Source organism: Caballeronia sp. NCF2, from assembly GCF_023631205.1.
Lineage (GTDB): Bacteria > Pseudomonadota > Gammaproteobacteria > Burkholderiales > Burkholderiaceae > Caballeronia > Caballeronia zhejiangensis.
This window is the reverse complement of record NZ_JALQDN010000050.1, coordinates 119,820-138,911: the sequence shown is the minus strand read 5'-3', so window position 1 is coordinate 138,911 and position 19,092 is coordinate 119,820. Positions and strand designations below refer to the sequence as shown.

Sequence of the window (19,092 nt, the reverse complement as noted above, 5' to 3'; positions counted from 1 at the left end):
GCGCGGTCCTGACGAGGCCCGGCCTCCGGCAACGACGAGCCGCGCGTGCGGCGAGCGGAGGTGCGTCATGCAATTCGACGAATTCGCAGCGTTCGAGAAGGACGGCTGGGAGCATGTGGTCCCGTCGTACGAGGACTATTTTGGAAGGCTGACCGTTCAGGCGCATCCCGCGCTGCTCGATGCGCTTTCGGTCGCGCCGGGCATCCGCATGCTCGATGTCGCCGCCGGGCCGGGCAATCTCGCCGCGGCGGCGATCGAGCGTGGCGCGACTGCGGCGGCCGTCGATTTTTCCGCGTCGATGATCGCGCACGCGCGGCAGTTTCATCCCGAGATCGAGTTTCATCTCGCGGGCGCGGAGCAGTTGCCGTTCGGCGACGAAAGCTTCGACGCCGTCGGCATCAACTTCGGCATGCTGCATTTTCCCGAGCCCGAGCGCGCGCTCGACGAAGCGGCGCGCGTGCTCCGCCAGGGCGGACGCATTGCGTTCACCGCGTGGGCTGCACCCGAACGCGCGGTCGGCTTCGGCATGGTGCTCGACGCGGTCCGGCTGCATGGGACGCTCGATGTCGGACTGCCGCCCTCGCCGCCCTTCTTTCGCTTCAGCGATCCCGACGAATGTGTGCGCGTGCTCACCGAAGCCGGCTTTGCCGACGCGCGCGCCGTCGAAGTCGAGCAAACGTGGCATCTCGTGCTGCCCGAAACGCCGCTCGACGCCTTGATGCACGGCGGCGTGCGAATGGCGGCGCTGCTGCGCGCGCAATCGAAAAGCGCGCTTGCCGCAATCGCGCAGGAAGTGCACGCCCGCGTGACGGCGTACGCGCGGCACGGCGAGCTGCTCGTGCCGATGCCCTGTGTGCTGGCGTCCGCCACGAAACCCTGAGCCGGCGCTACTTTTTGGCTTGCGTCGTGATCTGGAAGATATCGACGGCGACGCGCTCGCGGCCGTATTTGCCCGCGAGCGCCGAGAGCCGCTTGTCGACGGCGCGCAGATATTCGGACTTCGCTTCGCTGTCGGGGCGCGGCGAGTCGAAGAGCGGCGCGGGCGTGACTGTCAGCACGATCATCTCCGAACCGAACGGCTTGCCGACGACCCAATCGCCCATTGTGCCGATGGTCGCCGTGTAGTTTGCGGGCGCCTGGTTGTCGCGCGAGCGCGCGTTCGGCAACAGATGCACGACGCTGCCATCGAGCATGAAATAGTCGACGTTGACGTAGGACTCGAACGCGGGCGTCATCAGATCGACGATGAGCGGGTCGCCTTCGGTGAGGCTCGTCGCGCGCGAGCGCGTGTGCACCGATGCCGGTCGCCCCGACTGGCGGTTGGCCGTCCAGAACGGGCCGTACACCTTGAGCAGATCGCATTTGTCGTCGGCGACCGGCTGCACGCCGAAGTTCGTCGTCTTCACGCCTGGCACGCGGCCGAGCGCTTCCTTCAGTCGCGCGAGACCGTATTTCTGCGATACGAAGCCCTGCACGTCGACGGTCTGATCATGCACCGACGCCACCAGCGCCGAGCACGGCACGCTCCCGAGCACGGGCGTGACGGCGGCCATCGTGAGTTCGGGAACGGGCGTCGCGGGCACGGCGGGCGTGACCGCCACCGCCGCCGAAGCGGGGGGCGCGCCGGGCGAATGCGGTGTCACCGTTCCCGCGGCGCTGCCTTCTGCCGGCGCGGGCGGCGCTTCGTGCGCAACTTCCTCGCCGCCCCTCGACTGATCGTAGAAGTAATATCCCGCGCCCGCCGCCAGCAGGGCCACGAGCGCCGCCGCGCCGATCGCAAACTTCGGCACGCCGCCTTTTTTTCCCTTGCGGCCCGCGGGCGACGCGGCATTTTCGTCGGCGATATCTTCGAGAAATTGCGTGACGCTCGGCGTCCTCGCTTCGCGTTCGAATGCGAGCGCGGCCTTCAGCGCTTTCCACTGCTTGTTGCCGAGATGCTCGGGACGCTGCGGCTTCATGCCCGCGCTTCTCGCCTGCAACGCGGGCACGCGATCGAACGGATGCTTGCCCGTCAGCAATTCGTAGGTGATGCAGCCGAGCGCGTAAATGTCGTCGCGCGGATCGGGCTCGCGATGCTCCAGCATCTCCGGGCTCGCGTACGCGGGCGTGAGCGCGCCGAGGCTGCCGGGATCGAACACGGTCGCCTCGGTTTCCTCCTCGGGCCGCTGGATCACGCGCGAAATGCCGAAGTCGATCACCTTCACTTCCGACGTGTCCGTGAGAAACACGTTGGCCGGTTTGAAATCGCAGTGCACGAAGCCGCGTTCGTGCGCGTAGGCGAGCGCGTTGGCCATGCCCTTGAAGATCGGAAAGACCTCGGAGAACGGCATGCCCTTGAAGTTCGGGTTCCGAAGCAGACGCGAGAGGGGCTGGCCAGACAGATATTCCATCGTCAGATAGACGACCTGACCGTCGCGGTCGAAGTCGTACACGGTGACGATATTCCGATGCGCGAGCTGCTGCGCCTTGCGCGCCTCGCGCTGCAACGCGATCAGCGATTTCGGATTGCCGCGGAACTGGAGATTGAGCACCTTGATCGCGACATACGGCCGCCGGTCCGACGCTTCGAGCTTGCGCAGATCGAGCGCCTTGTACACGGTCCCCATTCCGCCGATGCCGAGACATTCTTCCAGCACGAAGCGGCTGTTGAGCGTGTCGCCGACGCCTTTCATCTGCTGATCGTGATCGACCATCACTTGCGTCGCCTGACTCCCGGTGCCGCCGCTCGGATCGCGCGAAGGCGGCGGCGCGAAACCCGGCGACGTTTGCAGACGCGTCTCGTCGCGGCTCGCGGGCCCGGTAGGGGAATCGGCTTCGGGACGCATGCGCGCCGCATGCTCGATGCGGCGGCGGATGGCCGCATAGATGTCGGGGGGCAACGGCCGCGCCGCGTGCTCCTCGTCGAGGATCTCCATGAGCCGCCTTGCCGGAGTCTGTTCGGTCGCCAGTGCGCCGTCCACTCCCGCAAAGAACTCGTCGCGCGACCCGCCGTCGCCCCGATAAGTACGAATCGCTTGCGCAAAACTTGTCATCTGTGCGACGCGACGCGGCTCCAATCGATCGAGAACTACTTGTCGTAACAAAACCCCGGTGATCGTTCGATACTAGCCTTCACATGGAGCTTTCGCAAATGGCGTTTTCGATCATGAGCGGCATCGCGCACATGTCGTTCGGAGACCGACACATCGATGACGAGTGTTGGCGTCACGCCATCGAAATACGCTTGGCACGAACTCGCCGCGTGGCGAAAAGGACCGAAAAATCAACGCACTGGACAGTTCATGCCGCTCGCACGCGGCGTTGGCACGCGATTCGCATTGGTCTTCACGAACGTCTTTGCGGCAGAAGGCACGCGCCTTGTGCCGCCATTGGCGTTCACGCGCGATCGGTGTTGCGGATCACGGAGTCGCTCCGGCACATCGAAGACGATTGTCTATACTCGATTGGGACTCCCCACTCTGGAGGAAGCATCCATGGCCGTCATCAAAATCAGGGATCTCGCCGACAGCGTCGAACTCGACAGGCAGGCGATGCATACGATCGTCGGCGGCGCGCGCGATGGCGTGCGTCCATTGTTTCGCATCCGGCCGGCATCGGCGACAAATCGCGTCGTCGGTTATCCGGGCGTGCCGGTGAAGGACGTGCCCGCTACGCAGGCCGGTCCGTTCAACACGAGATTCGTCTCGAAGAAATAACGTCGATAGCGGCGAGGGATCGCGTCCTTCGCCGCTTCAATGGCGCGTCGGCATGCTCGCGCCCGTCACTCCGCTGCCGATGGAACTGCCGAGCGAACGCGCCGTGCGCTTGACGAGCGCGAGACGCATGCGCTCGCGCCCTTCTCCATCGAAATCGCCGAAATAGCGCGTCTTGCCCGCGACCACCGCGCCGACCGGCACGCCGTCGAGATACAGCACGCGATTGGCCGCGAGCGCCGGCACTTTTTCTCCCGGCAGCAAGGTGCCGACGAGATTGAGCGGATCGACCGCCGACAGCACCACGAACACGCCGTCCTTCGGCCGCTTGCGCATGTCGCGCAGCAGCGGCACGGCTTCGGGCAGCGCGAATTGCTCGCCCGCGAGCCCGGCGACGAAGCGCCCGCCGCGAATCTCGCCGCGCGCTTCCAGCCGGTGATAGACGCGCAGCAGATCGCGCCACGGCGGCAGCCATTGCGCCTCGCGCTCCAGAAGACGCCAGAACACGACACCGTAGCGCCGCAAAAGCGTCAGCGCGATGTGTTCGAGATCGCCGTCTTCGCGCGCGTCGTCCGGTTTCGCGCGGCGCAGGAGCGCCCAGCGGCCCGCGTCGTCCATTCCGCCGATGAAGAGGCCACCGCGCCTCGGACGCCGCGCGAACGCGTTGCGCTTCGCCGCCGGAGCGAGCAGCGCGCGCAGGCCCGCGAAACTGTCGGCATTGACGAGTCCGAGCGCGACCAGTTCGCCGAGCGCGTCTTCGAGTTCGGTGCGCAGAAGGCGCACGTCGGAGAGCAGTTCGTCGAAGAACATCGCGCCGTGCGCTTTCAGCGCGTCGAACACGCGTTCGGCACGCGACGACAGTTGCGGCGCTTCGTCGGGACGCATGAGCGCGTTCCATGCATCGAGGTGACGGCGCGGCAGCAGCACGATCGGCGTGCCGCGCACCGGACCGCCCGATGCGCGCGAGCGTCCTGCCGGACGCGTCCACACGAGCTTGCCCGCGCGGCACAGATCGTCGAGCCACATGCCCGAATAATCGGCGATGCGCGCCGGCAGTATTTCTTCCTCCCACGCGACGGCGGGCGCCTCGAAACCTTCGAGCTGTTCGAGCACGGCGCCGAGCGCGTCGCGGCCCTCGCCGCGCGAATCGGGCGCGACGCGCTGCCATTCGAGCAGAAAGCGCATGAAATCCTGCCGCTCGACCGGCTCGATTTCGCGACGCAGCCGCCGCACCGTATAGCGATGAATCCGCGCGAGCAAATGCCGCTCGCACCACTCTTCGACCTGCGCGCCCGGCGCGAACCGTCCGCGCATCACGTAGCCCTGCGCTTCGAGCCGCGTCAGGGCGAGCGCGATCGCCGACGCGGGCAGCGCGAGCGGACGCGCGATCTCCGGCACCGTCAGCGGCCCGAATCCCGACAGACGCGCGCGCACGATTTCGACGAGCGCGTCGTCGGTTGTCCACGCATCGTCGAAACCGGGCGGCGGCTGCAGCGACGGATGCATCGGCGCATGCTCGTAGACGGCGCGCACACACGCGAGACGTTCGACGGGCGTCCACAGCGCGTCGTGCTCCGCGATCTGCAGACGCGTCGCTCGGCCGGAGCGCGCGAGCGCATCCAGCCACGCGATCCATTGCGGGTCGCGTTGCGCTTCGGATTCGGCGATGCAGGCGAGCGTCGAAAGCGCCTCGTGCATTTCATCGGCGCTCGTGACTTCGGGCCAGGCTTCGTCGCGCACGCTCGCGATGGCGTCGGGATCGAGCGCGCCGAGATCGTCCGCCGAATGCGGATCGCTCCATCGGCGCGCGAGCACGGCCTGCGTGCGGCGTTCCTCGAGCGGCGCATCGTCGAGAAACGCATACGGCCGCGCCGACAGAATCTCGGCCGCGAGCGGCGACGGCGCGGGCAATTCGCGCGTGACGAGCCGCACATCGCCTGCTTCGATGCGCCGCAGGAGCGCGAGCCACGCGTCGGCATCCATCGCGTCGTGGAGGCAATCGTCGATCGTCTGCTCGACGAGCGGATGCGTCGGCACGTCGCGCTCGCCCGAGATGTTTTCCGCGCACGCGACCTGATCCGGGAACACCGCCGCGAGCAGATCCTCGCTTTTCATGCGCTGCAACTGCGGCGCGACCTTGCGCCCGCCGGTATAGCGCGGCAGCGCAAGCGAGTTGGTCGCGTTCCAGCGCCAGCGCACGCCAAAGAGCGGCGCGTCGAGCAGCGCCTGGATCAGCACGTGCTCCGCAGTCGCCGATTTCAGATAGCGCCAGACGTCATCGAGCGCAAAGCTGTGGCTGCCCGTCAGCGACAGCACGATCGCGTCCTCGGTCGCGGCCGCCTGCAGCTCGAAGTTGAACGTGCGGCAGAAGCGCTTTCTCAGCGCGAGTCCCCACGCACGATTCACGCGGCTGCCGAACGGCGCGTGGATGACGAGCTGCGTGCCGCCGGATTCGTCGAAGAAGCGCTCCATGACGAGCGTGTCCTGCGTCGGCAGCACGGTCAGCGCGGCGCGCGAACGCGCCAGATAATCGACGATCTGCCGCGCGGCTTCGATGTCGATGCCACTTTCTTGTGCAAGCCGCGCGACCGTCGCTTCGACGCCGCCATCGAGCCATGCGTCGACATCGGCGCGCAGACGCGAAATCGCATGAGAAAGCTCGTCGCTGCGGCCCGGCGCTTCGCCGAGCCAAAACGGGATGTTCGGCGGCTGGCCGTTCGCGTTTTCGACGCGCACGCGCCCGCCTTCCACGCGCACGATCCGGTACGACGTATTGCCGAGCTGAAAGATGTCGCCCGCGAGACTCTCGACGGCGAAATCCTCGTTCACCGTGCCGATCTGCAAGCCTTGCGGTTCGAGGATCACGGCGAAATCGGCGTTGTCAGGTATCGCGCCGCCCGAGGTCACGGCCGTCAGCTTGCCGCCGCGACGGCCGCGCAGCGTGCGCGAGACCGCATCGCGATGCGCGTACGCCGCGCGCACGCCCTGCCGTCCGGTATAGCCCTCCGCGAGCGTGCGCAGCACGGCCTCGTAATGCGCCCGATCGAGCGTCGCGTACGGATACGCGCGCGTGATGCGCTCGAACAGTGCGTCCTCGCCCCACTCGCGGCACGCGACTTCGGCGGTGATCTGCTGCGCGAGCACGTCGAGCGGCGCGTGCGGGATCGTCAGGGCATCGAGTTCGCCGCGCCGCACGCAATCGAGGAGCGCCGCGCATTCGATCAGATCGTCGCGCGAGGTCGGGAAAAGCCGTCCTTTCGGCACGCCGCCGACGTGATGCCCGGAGCGCCCGACACGCTGCAAGAATGCGCCGATCGAGCCGGGCGAGCCGATCTGGCAGACGAGATCGACATCGCCGATATCGATGCCCAGTTCCAACGACGCCGTCGCGATCAGCACGCGCAGTTCGCCGCGCTTCAGACGCTGCTCCGCGTCCAGCCGATGCTCGCGCGCAAGACTGCCGTGATGTGCGGCCACGGCTTCCTTGCCGAGGCGCTCGGTCAGATGCCGCGCCGCGCGCTCGGCCATGCGCCGCGTGTTGACGAAGACGAGCGTCGTCCGATGCAGCCCGGCAAGCTCCGCGAGACGGTCGTAGACGCGCTCCCACATGTCGTTGGACATGATCGCTTCGAGCGGCATCGGCGGGAGGTCGAGCGCGAGATCGCGCGCTCGAACATGTCCGACATCGACGATCTCGCAGGGCTGGTTATCACCGACGAGAAACTTCGCGACGAGTTCGATCGGCTTTTGCGTCGCCGACAAGCCGACGCGCACGGGCCGCTGCCCGCCCGCTTCCTCGCACAGCGCGTCGAGGCGCGCGAGCGACAGGCTCAGGTGCGAACCGCGCTTGCTGCCCGCGACCGCATGAATCTCATCGACGATCACCGTGCGCGTGGTCGAAAGCATCGCGCGGCCGGAATCGGACGACAGCAGCACGTAGAGCGATTCCGGCGTCGTAACGAGGATATGCGGCGGGCGCTTCCTGACGGCGTTGCGCTCTTGCTGCGTCGTGTCGCCGGTACGGACGGCCGCGCGAATCTCGGGCGCCGCCACGCCGGATTCGCGCAAGGTCTGCGCGATGCCCGCGAGCGGCTCCTCCAGATTGACGTGGATGTCGTTCGACAGCGCCTTCAGCGGCGACACGTATACGACGCGCGTCTCGTCCGGCAGCGTCCCGCCGCGCGCGACGCCGTCACGAACCAGTTCGTCGATGGCGGCGAGAAACGCGGTAAGCGTCTTGCCGGAGCCGGTCGGCGCGGCGACGAGCGCCGAGCGGCGCGCGTGGACGAGCGGCCACGCGCGCGCCTGCGCCGCGGTCGGCGCGGGAAAGCGGGCGCCGAACCACGCGGCGACGGCGGGATGAAAGCCGTGCAGCGCGTCGGCGATGGAAGCGGATTTTCGGATCATTCGGACATTCTATGGGCGCTTGAGAAACGGCGTATTACTGGCGCTTTTCGGACAGTTCCCATGCGACCCGGAACGCTTTACAGCGATGCTAGGCGGTTCGCCCAAGCAATCCGTTCAAACGCTTTCCGCCTCTCATGATCGTCCTAAGCCTTCTGTCCGACCACGCGCCCGGCGCGCTCGCCAACCATCGCCACTACGCACGGGAATTCGGCTATCGCCACATCGAGATCGACTTGTCCGATTTGTCGGGAAGCAACAAGCACCTGCAATGGGTCTACAAGTACGAAGCGTTGCTGCGTCATTTGAGCCGCGCCGCGCCGAACGAAATCCTCATGCTGCTGAGCGAGAACGCCGCGATACTGCGGCCCGTCGCATTGCCCGATCTCATGGCGGGGCGCGACTGGCTCCTGACTTGCGCCGAAGGCATATCCCGCAGACGGATATCCTCATCTTCCGCAATACAGAACCGGTGCGCCGCAAGCTCGCGGATCTCGTCGGCCGCTGCCGGCTCGGCGTCGCGTTGCCGGAAAACGAAGGCGAAATGCTGCATGACTTCACGATTTGCCCGCAACAGTTCCGCGTCGGCGACGTGTACGTTGTGCTTCCGGCCGCGGTCAATCTCGAATGCGTCTGGGCGACGTGGAACAGCTTCTCCACCTGCTTTCGCGACGAGAAACATCATCGGCGGCTTCGTGCGGCAGCGTTTGAACACATCAACGAATGCAGGACGCGCGCAACGCCGTTTCTCTCGCTCGCCAATTCGGGCGTGCATGAAACCGAAACGCAAAGCGTCTATCAACCGAACCACGCGATCGCGATCGTCATGCTCTATACGCCGAATATCGCGCAGTACGGGCGCATCGCCGAGGCCAACATCAGGCAATATTGCAAACGCCACGGTTACACGCTTTACGTGCATCGCGATGTTCCGCCGCGATTGAACGACGGAAAGACGTCGGCGAACTGGCACAAGGCCGCGTTGCTGCACGCGTACTTGCCGCATCATCAATGGGTGTTCTGGCTCGATGCCGATGTGCTCATCAACGACATGAACCGCCGTCTCGAACCGCTCACGCGCGAACGCGACACCGTGTTGGCACGCGATATCGGAACGTGGGCGTTCAACTCCGGCATCATGGGCTTTCAGCGCAATCAGCAGAACTACGACGCTCTCGCGCGCGTGATCGAAAGGTGCCGGAACCTGGACGACAGATCCCACATCTATGCGAACCAGGGCGATCAGTATTACTTCATCGATGTCTTCCACTCGCTGCCGGACTTCGATTCGACGCGCATTTACGATTTCATCGAACTGAACACGCCCTGGGTCTATCGCCGCCCGGACAGCTTCATGGTTCATTACATCGGCATGTGGGAAGATAACCGCGCGCTTATCATGGACTACGACCTCCGCCACGCCGCGATGGAATGACGCGCTCGCCACCATCGTTGCCGCGCCGCCGGTAAGATGTACCGGACGGCGCCGCGCGTGCCCTGCAACCAAACCGCCACAATCACAGCCGATCATTAACCAGCGCGCAGGATTCGATCTGCGCAAGCCGCACGCACGACGCTCGACCAATCCTCTCACTCATCAGGAGAACCAATTGAACGACGACGTCACTGGCACGACCGCCCTCGAGACGCCTCTCGATCCCGATCTTCTCGCGAAGATCGACGCCTACTGGCGGGCCTGCAATTATCTTTCGGTCGGCATGATTTACCTGCGCGCGAATCCGCTGCTGCGCGAGCCGCTCGAGCGCGAACACATCAAGCGGCGTCTGCTCGGACACTGGGGCTCCGATCCCGGCCAGTCGTTCGTCTGGGTGCATCTGAACCGGCTCATCAAGCGCGATGATCTGAACGTCCTGTTCGTCTCCGGTCCCGGCCATGGCGCGCCCGCGACGCTCGCGAACTCGTGGCTCGAAGGCCATTACTCGGAGATTTACCCCGATCGCAGTTTCGACGAGCGCGGCATGCTCAAGCTCTTTCGCGCGTTTTCGTCGCCGGGCGGCATCGGCTCGCATTGCACGCCGGAAACGCCGGGATCGATTCACGAAGGCGGCGAGCTCGGTTACAGCCTGTCGCATTCGTTCGGCGCGGCGTTCGACAATCCCGATCTGATCGTCGCGGCGGTCGTGGGCGACGGCGAAGCGGAAACCGGCCCGCTCGCCACATCATGGCATTCGAACAAGTTTCTCAATCCCGCGACCGACGGCGCCGTGCTGCCGATTCTCCACCTGAACGGCTACAAGATCGCCAATCCGACGATCCTCGCGCGCATTCCGCACGACGAGCTCGAAGACCTGTTCAGGGGCTACGGCTACGCGCCGCATTTCGTCGAAGGCGACGATCCGGAAACGATGCATCAGCGCATGGCCGCGACCTTGGAACGCTGCATCGCCGATATCCGCGCGATTCAGGCGAACGCGCGCGCCAATCCTGAGAACGTGACGCGCCCGCGCTGGCCGATGATCGTGTTGCGCACGCCTAAAGGCTGGACCGGACCGAAGGAAGTCGACGGCCGGAAGGTCGAGGATTACTGGCGCTCGCATCAGGTGCCGATCGCGGATGCCGTAAGCAATCCCCGCAGTCTCGCGCAACTGGAAGCGTGGCTGCGCAGCTACAAGCCCGAGGAACTGTTCGATGAAGACGGCCGTCTGATCGAACCGCTGCGCGCGCTCGCACCCGAAGGCACGCGCCGCATCAGCGCGAATCCGCACGCGAACGGCGGCGCGCTGCGGCAATCGCTCGACATGCCCGATATCCGCGACTACGCGTTCGAGTTCAAACGCGCCGCAAGCGTCTACACGTCGCCGACGGCCGTGCTCGCCACGTTCCTGCGCGAAGTGATCCGCCGCAACATGACGAGCTTCCGTCTCTTTGGCCCGGACGAGACCGCGAGCAACAAGCTCGACGGCGTGTACGAAGTATCGGGCAAGCGCTGGATCGCACAGACGCTGCCCGAAGACGAAGACGGCGGCGCGCTGTCCGTCGACGGACGCGTCATGGAGATGCTGTCGGAGCACACGCTCGAAGGCTGGTTCGAAGGTTACGTGCTCACCGGGCGTCACGGTCTTTTCGCGACCTACGAAGCGTTCGTGCACGTCATCGATTCGATGTTCAACCAACACGCGAAGTGGCTCGAAAAAGCAAAAACCGAAGTCGGCTGGCGCGCGCCGGTGCCGTCGATCAACCTGCTCATCACGTCGCTCGTGTGGCGGCAGGATCACAACGGCTTCACGCATCAGGATCCCGGCTTTCTCGATGTCGTCACGAACAAGAGCCCGAACGTCGTGCGTATCTATCTGCCGCCCGATGCGAACTGCCTGTTGAGCGTCGCGGATCACTGTCTGCGCACGCACGACTACGTGAATGTGATCGTCGCGGACAAGCAGCCGCATCTGCAATATCTGAACATGCAGGACGCCATCGTGCATTGCGCGAAGGGCATCGGCATCTGGGACTGGGCGTCGACGGATCAGGGCGCGGAGCCGGATGTCGTGATCGCGTGCGCGGGCGATATCGCGACGATGGAAGCGCTCGCCGCCGTCGAAATCCTGAAGGCGCATTGCACCGATCTGAAGATCCGCTTCGTCAACGTCGTCGATCTCTTCAGGCTGCTGCCGGACACCGAGCATCCGCACGGCTTGTCGCATCGCGATTTCGATTCGATCTTCACGCGCGACAAACCCGTGATCTTCAACTTCCACTCGTACGCGTCGCTCGTGCACAAGCTCACGTACAACCGCACGAATCACGCGAACATGCACGTTCACGGCTATCGCGAGCGCGGCAACATCAACACGCCGTTCGAACTCGCGATCATCAACGGCGTGGATCGCTATACGCTCGCGATCGACGTGATCGACCGCGTGCCGCGCATCGCGGGCAGCAGCGCGCATACGAAGGAATGGCTCAAGAACCAGATCATCGAGAGCGTGCGGTACGCGCATGAGGAAGGCATCGATCGCGACGAGATCCGCGAGTGGACGTGGAAGGATTGATGCGAGACTGAATGCGGCATGCAAGATGCCATCTGGCCTGATGAATGCAAAACGCCAGATGCAAAATGCAAAAAGCGCCCGGGGACATGCAGTCCGCCGGGCGCTTTCCCGTTCGCAGAAGCCTTGGCGTCAGGCTTTGCGCTCCGAATGATCCTTCTGCCTGAGCGTCTGCGGCAAGCCGAAGAGCAGCAACAGCGCGCACAGCACGCTCATCGCGCCGATCGCATACAGCGCGGGCGTCGTGCTGCCCATCGTGTCGCGGATGCGGCCGACCATCACCGGGCTCACGATGCCGCCCAGTTGCCCCAGCGTGTTGATCAGCGCAATCCCGCCCGCCGCGCCCGCGCCGGTCAAGAGCTTCGGCGGCAGCGCCCAGAACGCCGGAATCGAGGCGATCACACCCGCGCCCATCACGCCGAGCGCGGCGATGAGCAGCGTCGTCTGCTTGTCGAAGATGCCCGCCGCGAAGAAGCCGGCAGCCGCCATCACGAGCAGCCTCGCGACGAACTTGCGGCGCTCGCCCGACCGGTCGGACATGCGGCCGACCACGACCATGCAGATCGCGCCGCAGATATATGGGACGGCCGTGAGCAAGCCGATGATCGTCGGATTCTGCGTGCCCGCCGCCCGGATCAGATGCGGCGCCCAGAAGTTGAGACCGTACGATGCGATCTGAATCAGGAAGTAGATCAGGCCGAGCATCAGGAAGCCGGGCGTCCTGATCGCGCCGAACAGCGAATGGCCGGTGTCGGTATGCTGACTTTGCGTCGAGATCTGGCTCTTCAGATACGTCTTCTCGTCGCTCGTGAGCCACGCGGCGTCATCGACGCGATCTTTCAGCACCTTCAGCACGAGAATGCCGAGCAGCACGCACGGCAGGCCGCCGAGCAGGAACAGCCAGTGCCATCCCGCGATGCCCGCGACGCCATTCAGATGCCCGAGCACGAGCCCCGACAGCGGCGCACCGAAAAGCCCCGAGAAGGCCGACGCGAGAAACAGCATCGACGTGATGCGCCCGCGATAGCTCGCCGGAAACCACAGCGTCAGGTAATACAGCACGCCCGGCGCGAAGCCCGCTTCCATCGCGCCGATGATGAAGCGCAGTCCGTAGAACTGCCATTCCGTCTGCACGAAGACCATGAGCGCGGTCGCGATGCCCCACGAAATCATGATGCGCGCGATCCAGCGGCGCGCGCCGACCTTGTAGAGCAGCATGTTGCTCGGCACTTCGAAGAGCACATAGCCGATCACGAAAAGACTCGCGCCGAGACCGTATGCGGTGTCCGACAGGCCGAGCGAACTCTGCATCTGAAACTTCGCGAAGCTGATATTGATGCGGTCGAAAAACGCGAAGAAATAGCACAGCATGATGAGCGGCATGAGCCGCAATGCCACCTTGCGGATGATGTGCGAGGTGTTGCCGACAATGTGCGGCTCATCGGCCGCGTGGACGCTTAGATCGCTCATGTTTTGTCTCCAGTGTTGTTTTGGTCTTTTGAATTAGATCGCTTGCACGTAATCGGGCGCCGGATGCAGATCGCAATTGCGTCCCGCCTTCGCGACTTGTCCCGACACTTCGTGTCCGACGAGCGCGGGCAACGTGCGCGACAGCGCAATCAGCCTTGGCAGATCGATGCCCGTCGGAATGCTCATCTCATCGCACATGTTCACGAGGTCTTCGGTGCAGATGTTTCCCGAAGCGCCCGGCGCGAACGGACAGCCGCCGAGACCGCCGAGCGCGGCGTCGAAACGGCGCGCGCCGGTGTCGTAGGCAGCGAGGACGTTGGCGAGGCCGAGGCCGCGCGTATTGTGAAAGTGCAGCGTCAGATCGGCGGCGGGGACGTGTTCGAGCACGCGTGCGACCAGCCGCGCGACCTGACGCGGATTCGCCATGCCGGTGGTATCCGCGAGCGTGATGCCGTCGATGCCCATTTCGCGATACGTCCGCGCGATCGACACGACGCGCTCTTCGTCGATGCGCCCCTCGAACGGGCAGCCGAACGCGGTGGCGACGGTCGCGTTCAGCGAAGCCTTGCCAGAGGCGAGCCGAACGACATCGCCGAAACCGGCCAGCGACGACTCGCAACTCATACGCATGTTCGCGCGATTGTGCGTCTCGCTCGCGGACATCACGAGGTTCAGTTCATCGGCGCCCGCGGCGAGCGCGCGCTCGGCGCCCTTTGCATTCGGCACGAGCGCGACGTAGATCACGCCTCGCCCGCGCCGGATGCCGTTGAAGACCGCGTCGCCATCGCGCAGCGCGGGAATCGCTTTCGGCGACACGAACGAGCCCGCCTCGATGCGGGAGAAGCCGCACGCCGACAATGCGTCGATCAGCGCGATCTTGTCTTCGGTCTCGACCCACTGCTTTTCGATCTGCAGACCGTCGCGCGGCGCGACCTCCTGCACGATCAACGGTTCTTTGTATTCGTAATTCATTGCACCGCTCCTTCGGCACGCAGCCGTTCCACTTCATCCGCGGCGAAGCCGAGCGATTCGAGCACCGATTGCGTATGCTCGCCGAGCGCCGGGCCTTGCCAGTGCACTTCGCCCGGCGTATCGGAGAGCTTCGGCACGATGCCCGGCATCTTCACTGATGCGCCGCCCGGCAGTTCTGCCTTCAGCAGCATGTCGCGCGCTTGGTAATGCGCGTCGTTGACGATGTCCGCGACGGAGTAGATGCGACCCGACGGCACTTCCTCGCGTTCGAGCGTCGCCAGGACATCGTCCATCGAATGATGCGAGGTCCACGCGGTGATCGCTTCGTCGAGCATTGCGCTGTGACGCACGCGGCCGTCGTTGCGGGCAAGCGCGGGATCGTCCGCGAGATCGGGACGGCCGATCACCTTCATGAGCCGCCTGTAGATCGGGTCGCTGTTGCCCGCGATCACAACGAAGCCGCCATCCTCCGTGCGATACGTGTTCGACGGCGCAATGCCCGGCAGCGCCCCGCCGCTGCGCTCGCGCACATGGCCGAGCAGATCGTATTCGGGCACGAGGCTTTCCATCAGATTGAACACGCTTTCGACGAGCGAGACATCGACCACCTGGCCGTCGCCCTTGCCGGTCTTCACGCGCAGCACCGACATCAGCGCGCCGATCACGCCGTGCAGCGAAGCGAGCGAATCGCCGAGACTCACGCCGACGCGCGCCGGCAGCCCTTCTGCGTCGCCCGTCGTGTAACGGATGCCGCCCATCGCCTCGCCGATCGCGCCGAAGCCCGGCCGGTCGCGGTACGGACCCGTCTGGCCGTAGCCGGAGATGCGGACCATCGTGAGCTTCGGGTTTATTGCATGCAAAACGTCCCAGCCGAGACCGAGTTTTTCGAGCGCGCCGGGCCGCATGTTTTCGATGACGATGTCGGCATCGGCGGCGAGACGCTTGATCACGTCCGCGCCTTCGGGCGACTTGAGATTCACGCACACCGACTTCTTGTTGCGCGATTGCAGATACCACCAGAGCGAAGTGCCCTCGTGCAGCTTGCGCCATTTGCGCAGGGGATCGCCGGTATTCGGCGCTTCGATCTTGATGACTTCCGCGCCGAATTCGGCCAGCATGCGCGCCGCGAACGGCGCGGCGATCAGCGTGCCGATTTCGATGACGCGAATGCCCTGAAGAGGTCCGCTCATGCCGCTGTCTCCTGATGATGTGCTTTTCGATGGAGACAAGCTTATTGGCGAACGCTCGGGGGCGTCCAACCGCATTTCGGCAAGCATCGTTCGTCAAACGCGAACGCTCGCCGGTTTTTTGAATGCTAAATGCCTGCTTCGACGGTCCGCAGATGATCGAACAGCAGCCGGCTCACGGGCGATAGCGCATCCGAATCGCGCACGACGATCACGAGGCTGCGCGCTGCCCAGTCGTCGTCGAGCGCGACGGCCGCGAGTCCGAGCTGACGACCCATCGCTTCGAAGACCTGCATCGGCAGCACGCCGACGCCCATGCCCGCCTGCACCATGCGGCACACCGCGTCGAAACCGGGAACGTGGATGCGCAACCGCAGTGCGCGCCCCGCCTGACGCGCCGCGAGATGCGTGCGCTGGTTGATGGAACTCGCCGAATGCAGCCCGATGTGATCGAAGTCGAGCGTCTGCGCGAATGCGATGCTCGCGCGCTTCGCCAGCGGATGATCGCCGGGCATGACGAGCGCGAGCCGGTCGTGCCGGTAATGCGCGGTTGCGAGGCCGCGCGTGTCGGCGTCGCCGGAACAGATGCCCAGGTCGACGAGACTGTCCGCGACGCCTTCCACGATGCCGCCGCTCGGGCGCTCCTCGAGATCGATCTTGATCTGCTCGTGCACGGACGAAAACGCGCGCAAGTCTTCCGGCAGGAATTCGACGATCGCCGAGAGATTCGCCATCATCCGCACGTAGCCGCGGACGCCGCTCGCATGTTCCGCGAGTTCGATGCCGATGTTCTCGACATCGCGCAGCACGCGCCGCGCGTGATGAAGCAGCGTTTCGCCCGCCGGCGTCAGCGCCATGCCGCGCGCCTTGCGTTCGAACAGCGCGGCGCCGACGGCCTGCTCCAGTTCGAGCAGACGCTTGCTCGCCGCCGACACCGCGATCGCCTCGCGTTCCGCCGCGCGCGTGAGCGTGCCTTCCTCGAACACCGCGAGAAAGAGTTGCAGCGTCGTGAGATCGAGACGCCGAAGGAGATTGCGGGTAGCCATCAGCGCGCGTATTTGAAGGTGCCTTGCGCGCTCGCGATCATCACGCGATCGTCGACCCACGCTTCGCCGCGTGCAAAATAGACGGAGCGTCCCTGACGTTCGAGAAAGCCTTTTGCGACGACCTTGTCGCCGATGCCGCGATCGAGATAGTTCACGGTCAGCGAAAGAGTGAAGCCGTGCACAGGCGCGGCGCCGGTCGGAAAGAGACCGGCGTAGCCGCAAGCGGCGTCGAGCAGCGTGGCGATCGCGCCGCCTTGCAGGATGCGCTGCCGGCTCAGATGCCCGGCGTGTATCGGCATCGTGAATTCGGCGTAGCCCGCGCGCCATTCCGTGAGCGTCGCGCCGAGCGCTTCGAGAAACGGATTGTCCAGATCCAGGTTCGCCACCTTTGCTCCTGATTGCCTGCGTTGCGGCGATTGTGCCATCGGCGGCCAGGCGCTGCCGGGCGGCACGAACCTGTTTTCCGGACATCCAGAATGGAAAAACCCGCACGCGGCGGGTTCGATTTACGCAGTTCCGATTTACAAACTCACCGGACCGCGTTCTGCTTGGCAACGCACACAAAAATTCGCTATATGCGTTTCATGAAGGTCCGTCATGAATCGCATGGCGCATCTTTGTGCGCGTAAATATGCGTCGTGACAAAGCGTCTCACGAACGCAACACACTGCATTAAAGGGCGTCAGTTATATCCGCGAATGACGCAGGAGTTTTTTTCCTCATCGGTCTTGCCGAAACGTCCGCAAATCTCTGCGATATATTCGGGTTCGGCCGATACCTGACTCGAACGATGCGACACCGGAACGCTCGTGTCGTGCGGCAGCTCGCCGTCGTCGATCCAGGCGTAGAAATGCGCGCTCGTATTGGCTTCCATGTTTTGTCTCCTATCTATGAAGCGCGAAAAAAGCGTTTTGACAGATTCAGAATGCACTCATCGAAAGCGGCTGGCCCTAGTGGATTTCATTAATGGACGAAGCCCGCCAGCCTGACGATGATGATAAGAATGCCCGTTCGCAACGCAAATCCGAACCGGTTCCAATCCGCCTGTCTGTTTCGTAGCGAAAAAAATGCCCGGTGCATGGCCGGGCAGACTTCAATCATCGATTATGGAAAGCGGCGTTGGCAGTCTTCTATCAGTTATACGACATTCTTTTCGACGATCGGCCGGCCTTCCAGCACGCGAGTCCAGTCGAGCGGCGATAAATCGAGCGTTTCGTAACGCCCGCGCAAAATCAGTTCGCTGACGCCGCGCCCTGTTGCCGGGCCTTGTTGCAGGCCGTGTCCGCTGAACCCGTTCGCGAAGATGCAATTATCGACATCCGGATGATGGCCGATGATCGCGTTCTGATCGAGCACGTTGTATTCGTAATAGCCGGACCAGCAACGCTCGACGCGCAGCGCCTCGAACGCCGGCACGCGATGCGCGAGCGTCGGCCAGATCACGTCGTCGAAGAGCGCGTGATCGACTTCGTCGAGCGGCAGGTCGTCGGGATCGTTGTCCGCCGAGGGCGACGTGCCGCAAATATACGTGCGCCCTTCAGGACGGAAATAGACGCCCGTGGGATCGATCAGCAACGGCGCGCGCTCGAGCGTCGCCGGCGACGACACATTGAAGATGCTGCGCCGACGCGCGAACACCGGAATGTCGATGCCGAGCATCGCCGCGACCGGACGCGACCACGCACCCGCCGCGTTCACGACGACATCGCATGGATACGTTTCGCCGTTGGCCGCGCGCACGGCGTTCGCACGCCGTCCTTCGCGTTCGATGCCGACGACTTCCGTGGTCACGTAACGCGCGCCGAGCGCCTGCGCCTTGCGACGCAGCGCCTGCACGAGACCGTAGCCGTCGAACCAGCCTTCGCCGCTCTCGCCGAACGCGCCCGCCGCGAGATCGTCCGTGTTGAGCCACGGAAAACGCGCGCGCAGTTGCGCGGCGTCGAGCAGGCTGATGTCCGCGCCGAGCGCTCGCTGCAACGCGTGGTTTTCGCGCAGCGTCGACGCACCCGCCGCCGTCGCGAGAAAGAGATAACCGCCTTCGTGCAGATCGATCGACGGACGCTCGCCGTTCACTTCGAGCCGCTCGCCGATCGAACGCAGGAAGTCGATGCCGAAGAGCGACATGCGTACCGAAAGCGGCGTCGAGAACTGCTGCCGGATCGAGGCCGCCGACAGCGCCGACGACGAACGCGCGTAAGTCGGGTCGCGCTCGATCACGGTGACTTGCACGGTCGGGTCCGATGCGCGCAGAAAGTACGCGACAGAGCTGCCGATCACGCCGCCACCTACGATGACAACGCTCGAACTCACGTTG

The 19,092-nt window shown here is 64.7% G+C and carries 13 protein-coding genes; 4 read left to right on the top strand and 9 right to left on the bottom strand.

The annotated features are described in order from the left end of the window. Window positions 1-67: 67 nt before the first annotated feature. The gene (locus NCS02_RS17040) at window positions 68-880 is read left to right on the top strand and encodes a class I SAM-dependent methyltransferase (RefSeq protein WP_008353444.1); all 813 of its coding nucleotides are present in this window, start codon (window positions 68-70) and stop codon (window positions 878-880) included. A 7-nt stretch (window positions 881-887) separates the two neighbouring features. Here NCS02_RS17040 and NCS02_RS17035 read toward each other — a convergent pair whose 3' ends face one another. Further along, the gene (locus NCS02_RS17035) at window positions 888-3,032 is read right to left on the bottom strand and encodes a serine/threonine-protein kinase (RefSeq protein ID WP_033536133.1); all 2,145 of its coding nucleotides are present in this window, start codon (window positions 3,030-3,032) and stop codon (window positions 888-890) included. Window positions 3,033-3,473: 441 nt separating this feature from the next. Between NCS02_RS17035 and NCS02_RS17030 the strand changes: the two genes are divergently transcribed. Then, window positions 3,474-3,695 (top strand): hypothetical protein, encoded by a 222-nt coding sequence (locus NCS02_RS17030; RefSeq protein WP_250502950.1) that lies wholly within the window; start codon window positions 3,474-3,476, stop codon window positions 3,693-3,695. 36 nt (window positions 3,696-3,731) lie between these two features. Here the strand turns inward: NCS02_RS17030 and NCS02_RS17025 are convergent, their stop codons facing one another. After that, a complete protein-coding gene (locus NCS02_RS17025; RefSeq protein WP_250523241.1) occupies window positions 3,732-8,099 on the bottom strand; it encodes a DEAD/DEAH box helicase in 4,368 nt (1,455 codons plus the stop codon). On the opposite strand from NCS02_RS17025, the gene NCS02_RS17020 reads away from it, so the two are divergent. Both NCS02_RS17020 and NCS02_RS17015 read left to right on the top strand, forming a co-directional pair. Then, window positions 8,077-9,531 carry a glycosyltransferase family protein gene (locus NCS02_RS17020; protein WP_250519898.1) on the top strand — a complete coding sequence of 485 codons (1,455 nt, stop codon included), beginning with the start codon at window positions 8,077-8,079 and terminating at the stop codon, window positions 9,529-9,531. The genes NCS02_RS17025 and NCS02_RS17020 overlap by 23 nt on opposite strands. A 175-nt stretch (window positions 9,532-9,706) precedes the next feature. After that, window positions 9,707-12,106: a phosphoketolase family protein gene (locus NCS02_RS17015; RefSeq protein ID WP_175979301.1), complete on the top strand. Its 2,400-nt coding sequence runs from the start codon at window positions 9,707-9,709 to the stop codon at window positions 12,104-12,106. Between the two features lie 129 nt (window positions 12,107-12,235). Here the strand turns inward: NCS02_RS17015 and NCS02_RS17010 are convergent, their stop codons facing one another. The 7 genes from NCS02_RS17010 to NCS02_RS16980 all read right to left on the bottom strand — a co-directional run bounded on the left by NCS02_RS17010 (window position 12,236) and on the right by NCS02_RS16980 (window position 19,088). Next, complete coding sequence (locus tag NCS02_RS17010) at window positions 12,236-13,573, bottom strand: MFS transporter (protein WP_250502947.1); 1,338 nt, start codon at window positions 13,571-13,573, stop codon at window positions 12,236-12,238. Window positions 13,574-13,606: 33 nt separating this feature from the next. After that, window positions 13,607-14,545 (bottom strand): hydroxymethylglutaryl-CoA lyase, encoded by a 939-nt coding sequence (locus tag NCS02_RS17005; protein WP_250502946.1) that lies wholly within the window; start codon window positions 14,543-14,545, stop codon window positions 13,607-13,609. Continuing rightward, window positions 14,542-15,735 (bottom strand): CaiB/BaiF CoA transferase family protein, encoded by a 1,194-nt coding sequence (locus NCS02_RS17000; protein ID WP_250502945.1) that lies wholly within the window; start codon window positions 15,733-15,735, stop codon window positions 14,542-14,544. The genes NCS02_RS17005 and NCS02_RS17000 overlap by 4 nt, the downstream gene beginning before the upstream one ends. Window positions 15,736-15,860: 125 nt before the next feature. After that, complete coding sequence (locus NCS02_RS16995; protein ID WP_250519897.1) at window positions 15,861-16,778, bottom strand: LysR family transcriptional regulator; 918 nt, start codon at window positions 16,776-16,778, stop codon at window positions 15,861-15,863. Further along, window positions 16,778-17,164: a PaaI family thioesterase gene (locus NCS02_RS16990; RefSeq protein WP_250502944.1), complete on the bottom strand. Its 387-nt coding sequence runs from the start codon at window positions 17,162-17,164 to the stop codon at window positions 16,778-16,780. The genes NCS02_RS16995 and NCS02_RS16990 overlap by 1 nt, the downstream gene beginning before the upstream one ends. Window positions 17,165-17,460: 296 nt before the next feature. After that, window positions 17,461-17,652, bottom strand: a complete 192-nt coding sequence (locus tag NCS02_RS16985) for a hypothetical protein (RefSeq protein ID WP_175979298.1) — start codon at window positions 17,650-17,652, stop codon at window positions 17,461-17,463. 263 nt (window positions 17,653-17,915) lie between these two features. Then, window positions 17,916-19,088 carry an NAD(P)/FAD-dependent oxidoreductase gene (locus NCS02_RS16980; protein WP_250502943.1) on the bottom strand — a complete coding sequence of 391 codons (1,173 nt, stop codon included), beginning with the start codon at window positions 19,086-19,088 and terminating at the stop codon, window positions 17,916-17,918. Window positions 19,089-19,092 lie beyond the last annotated feature (4 nt).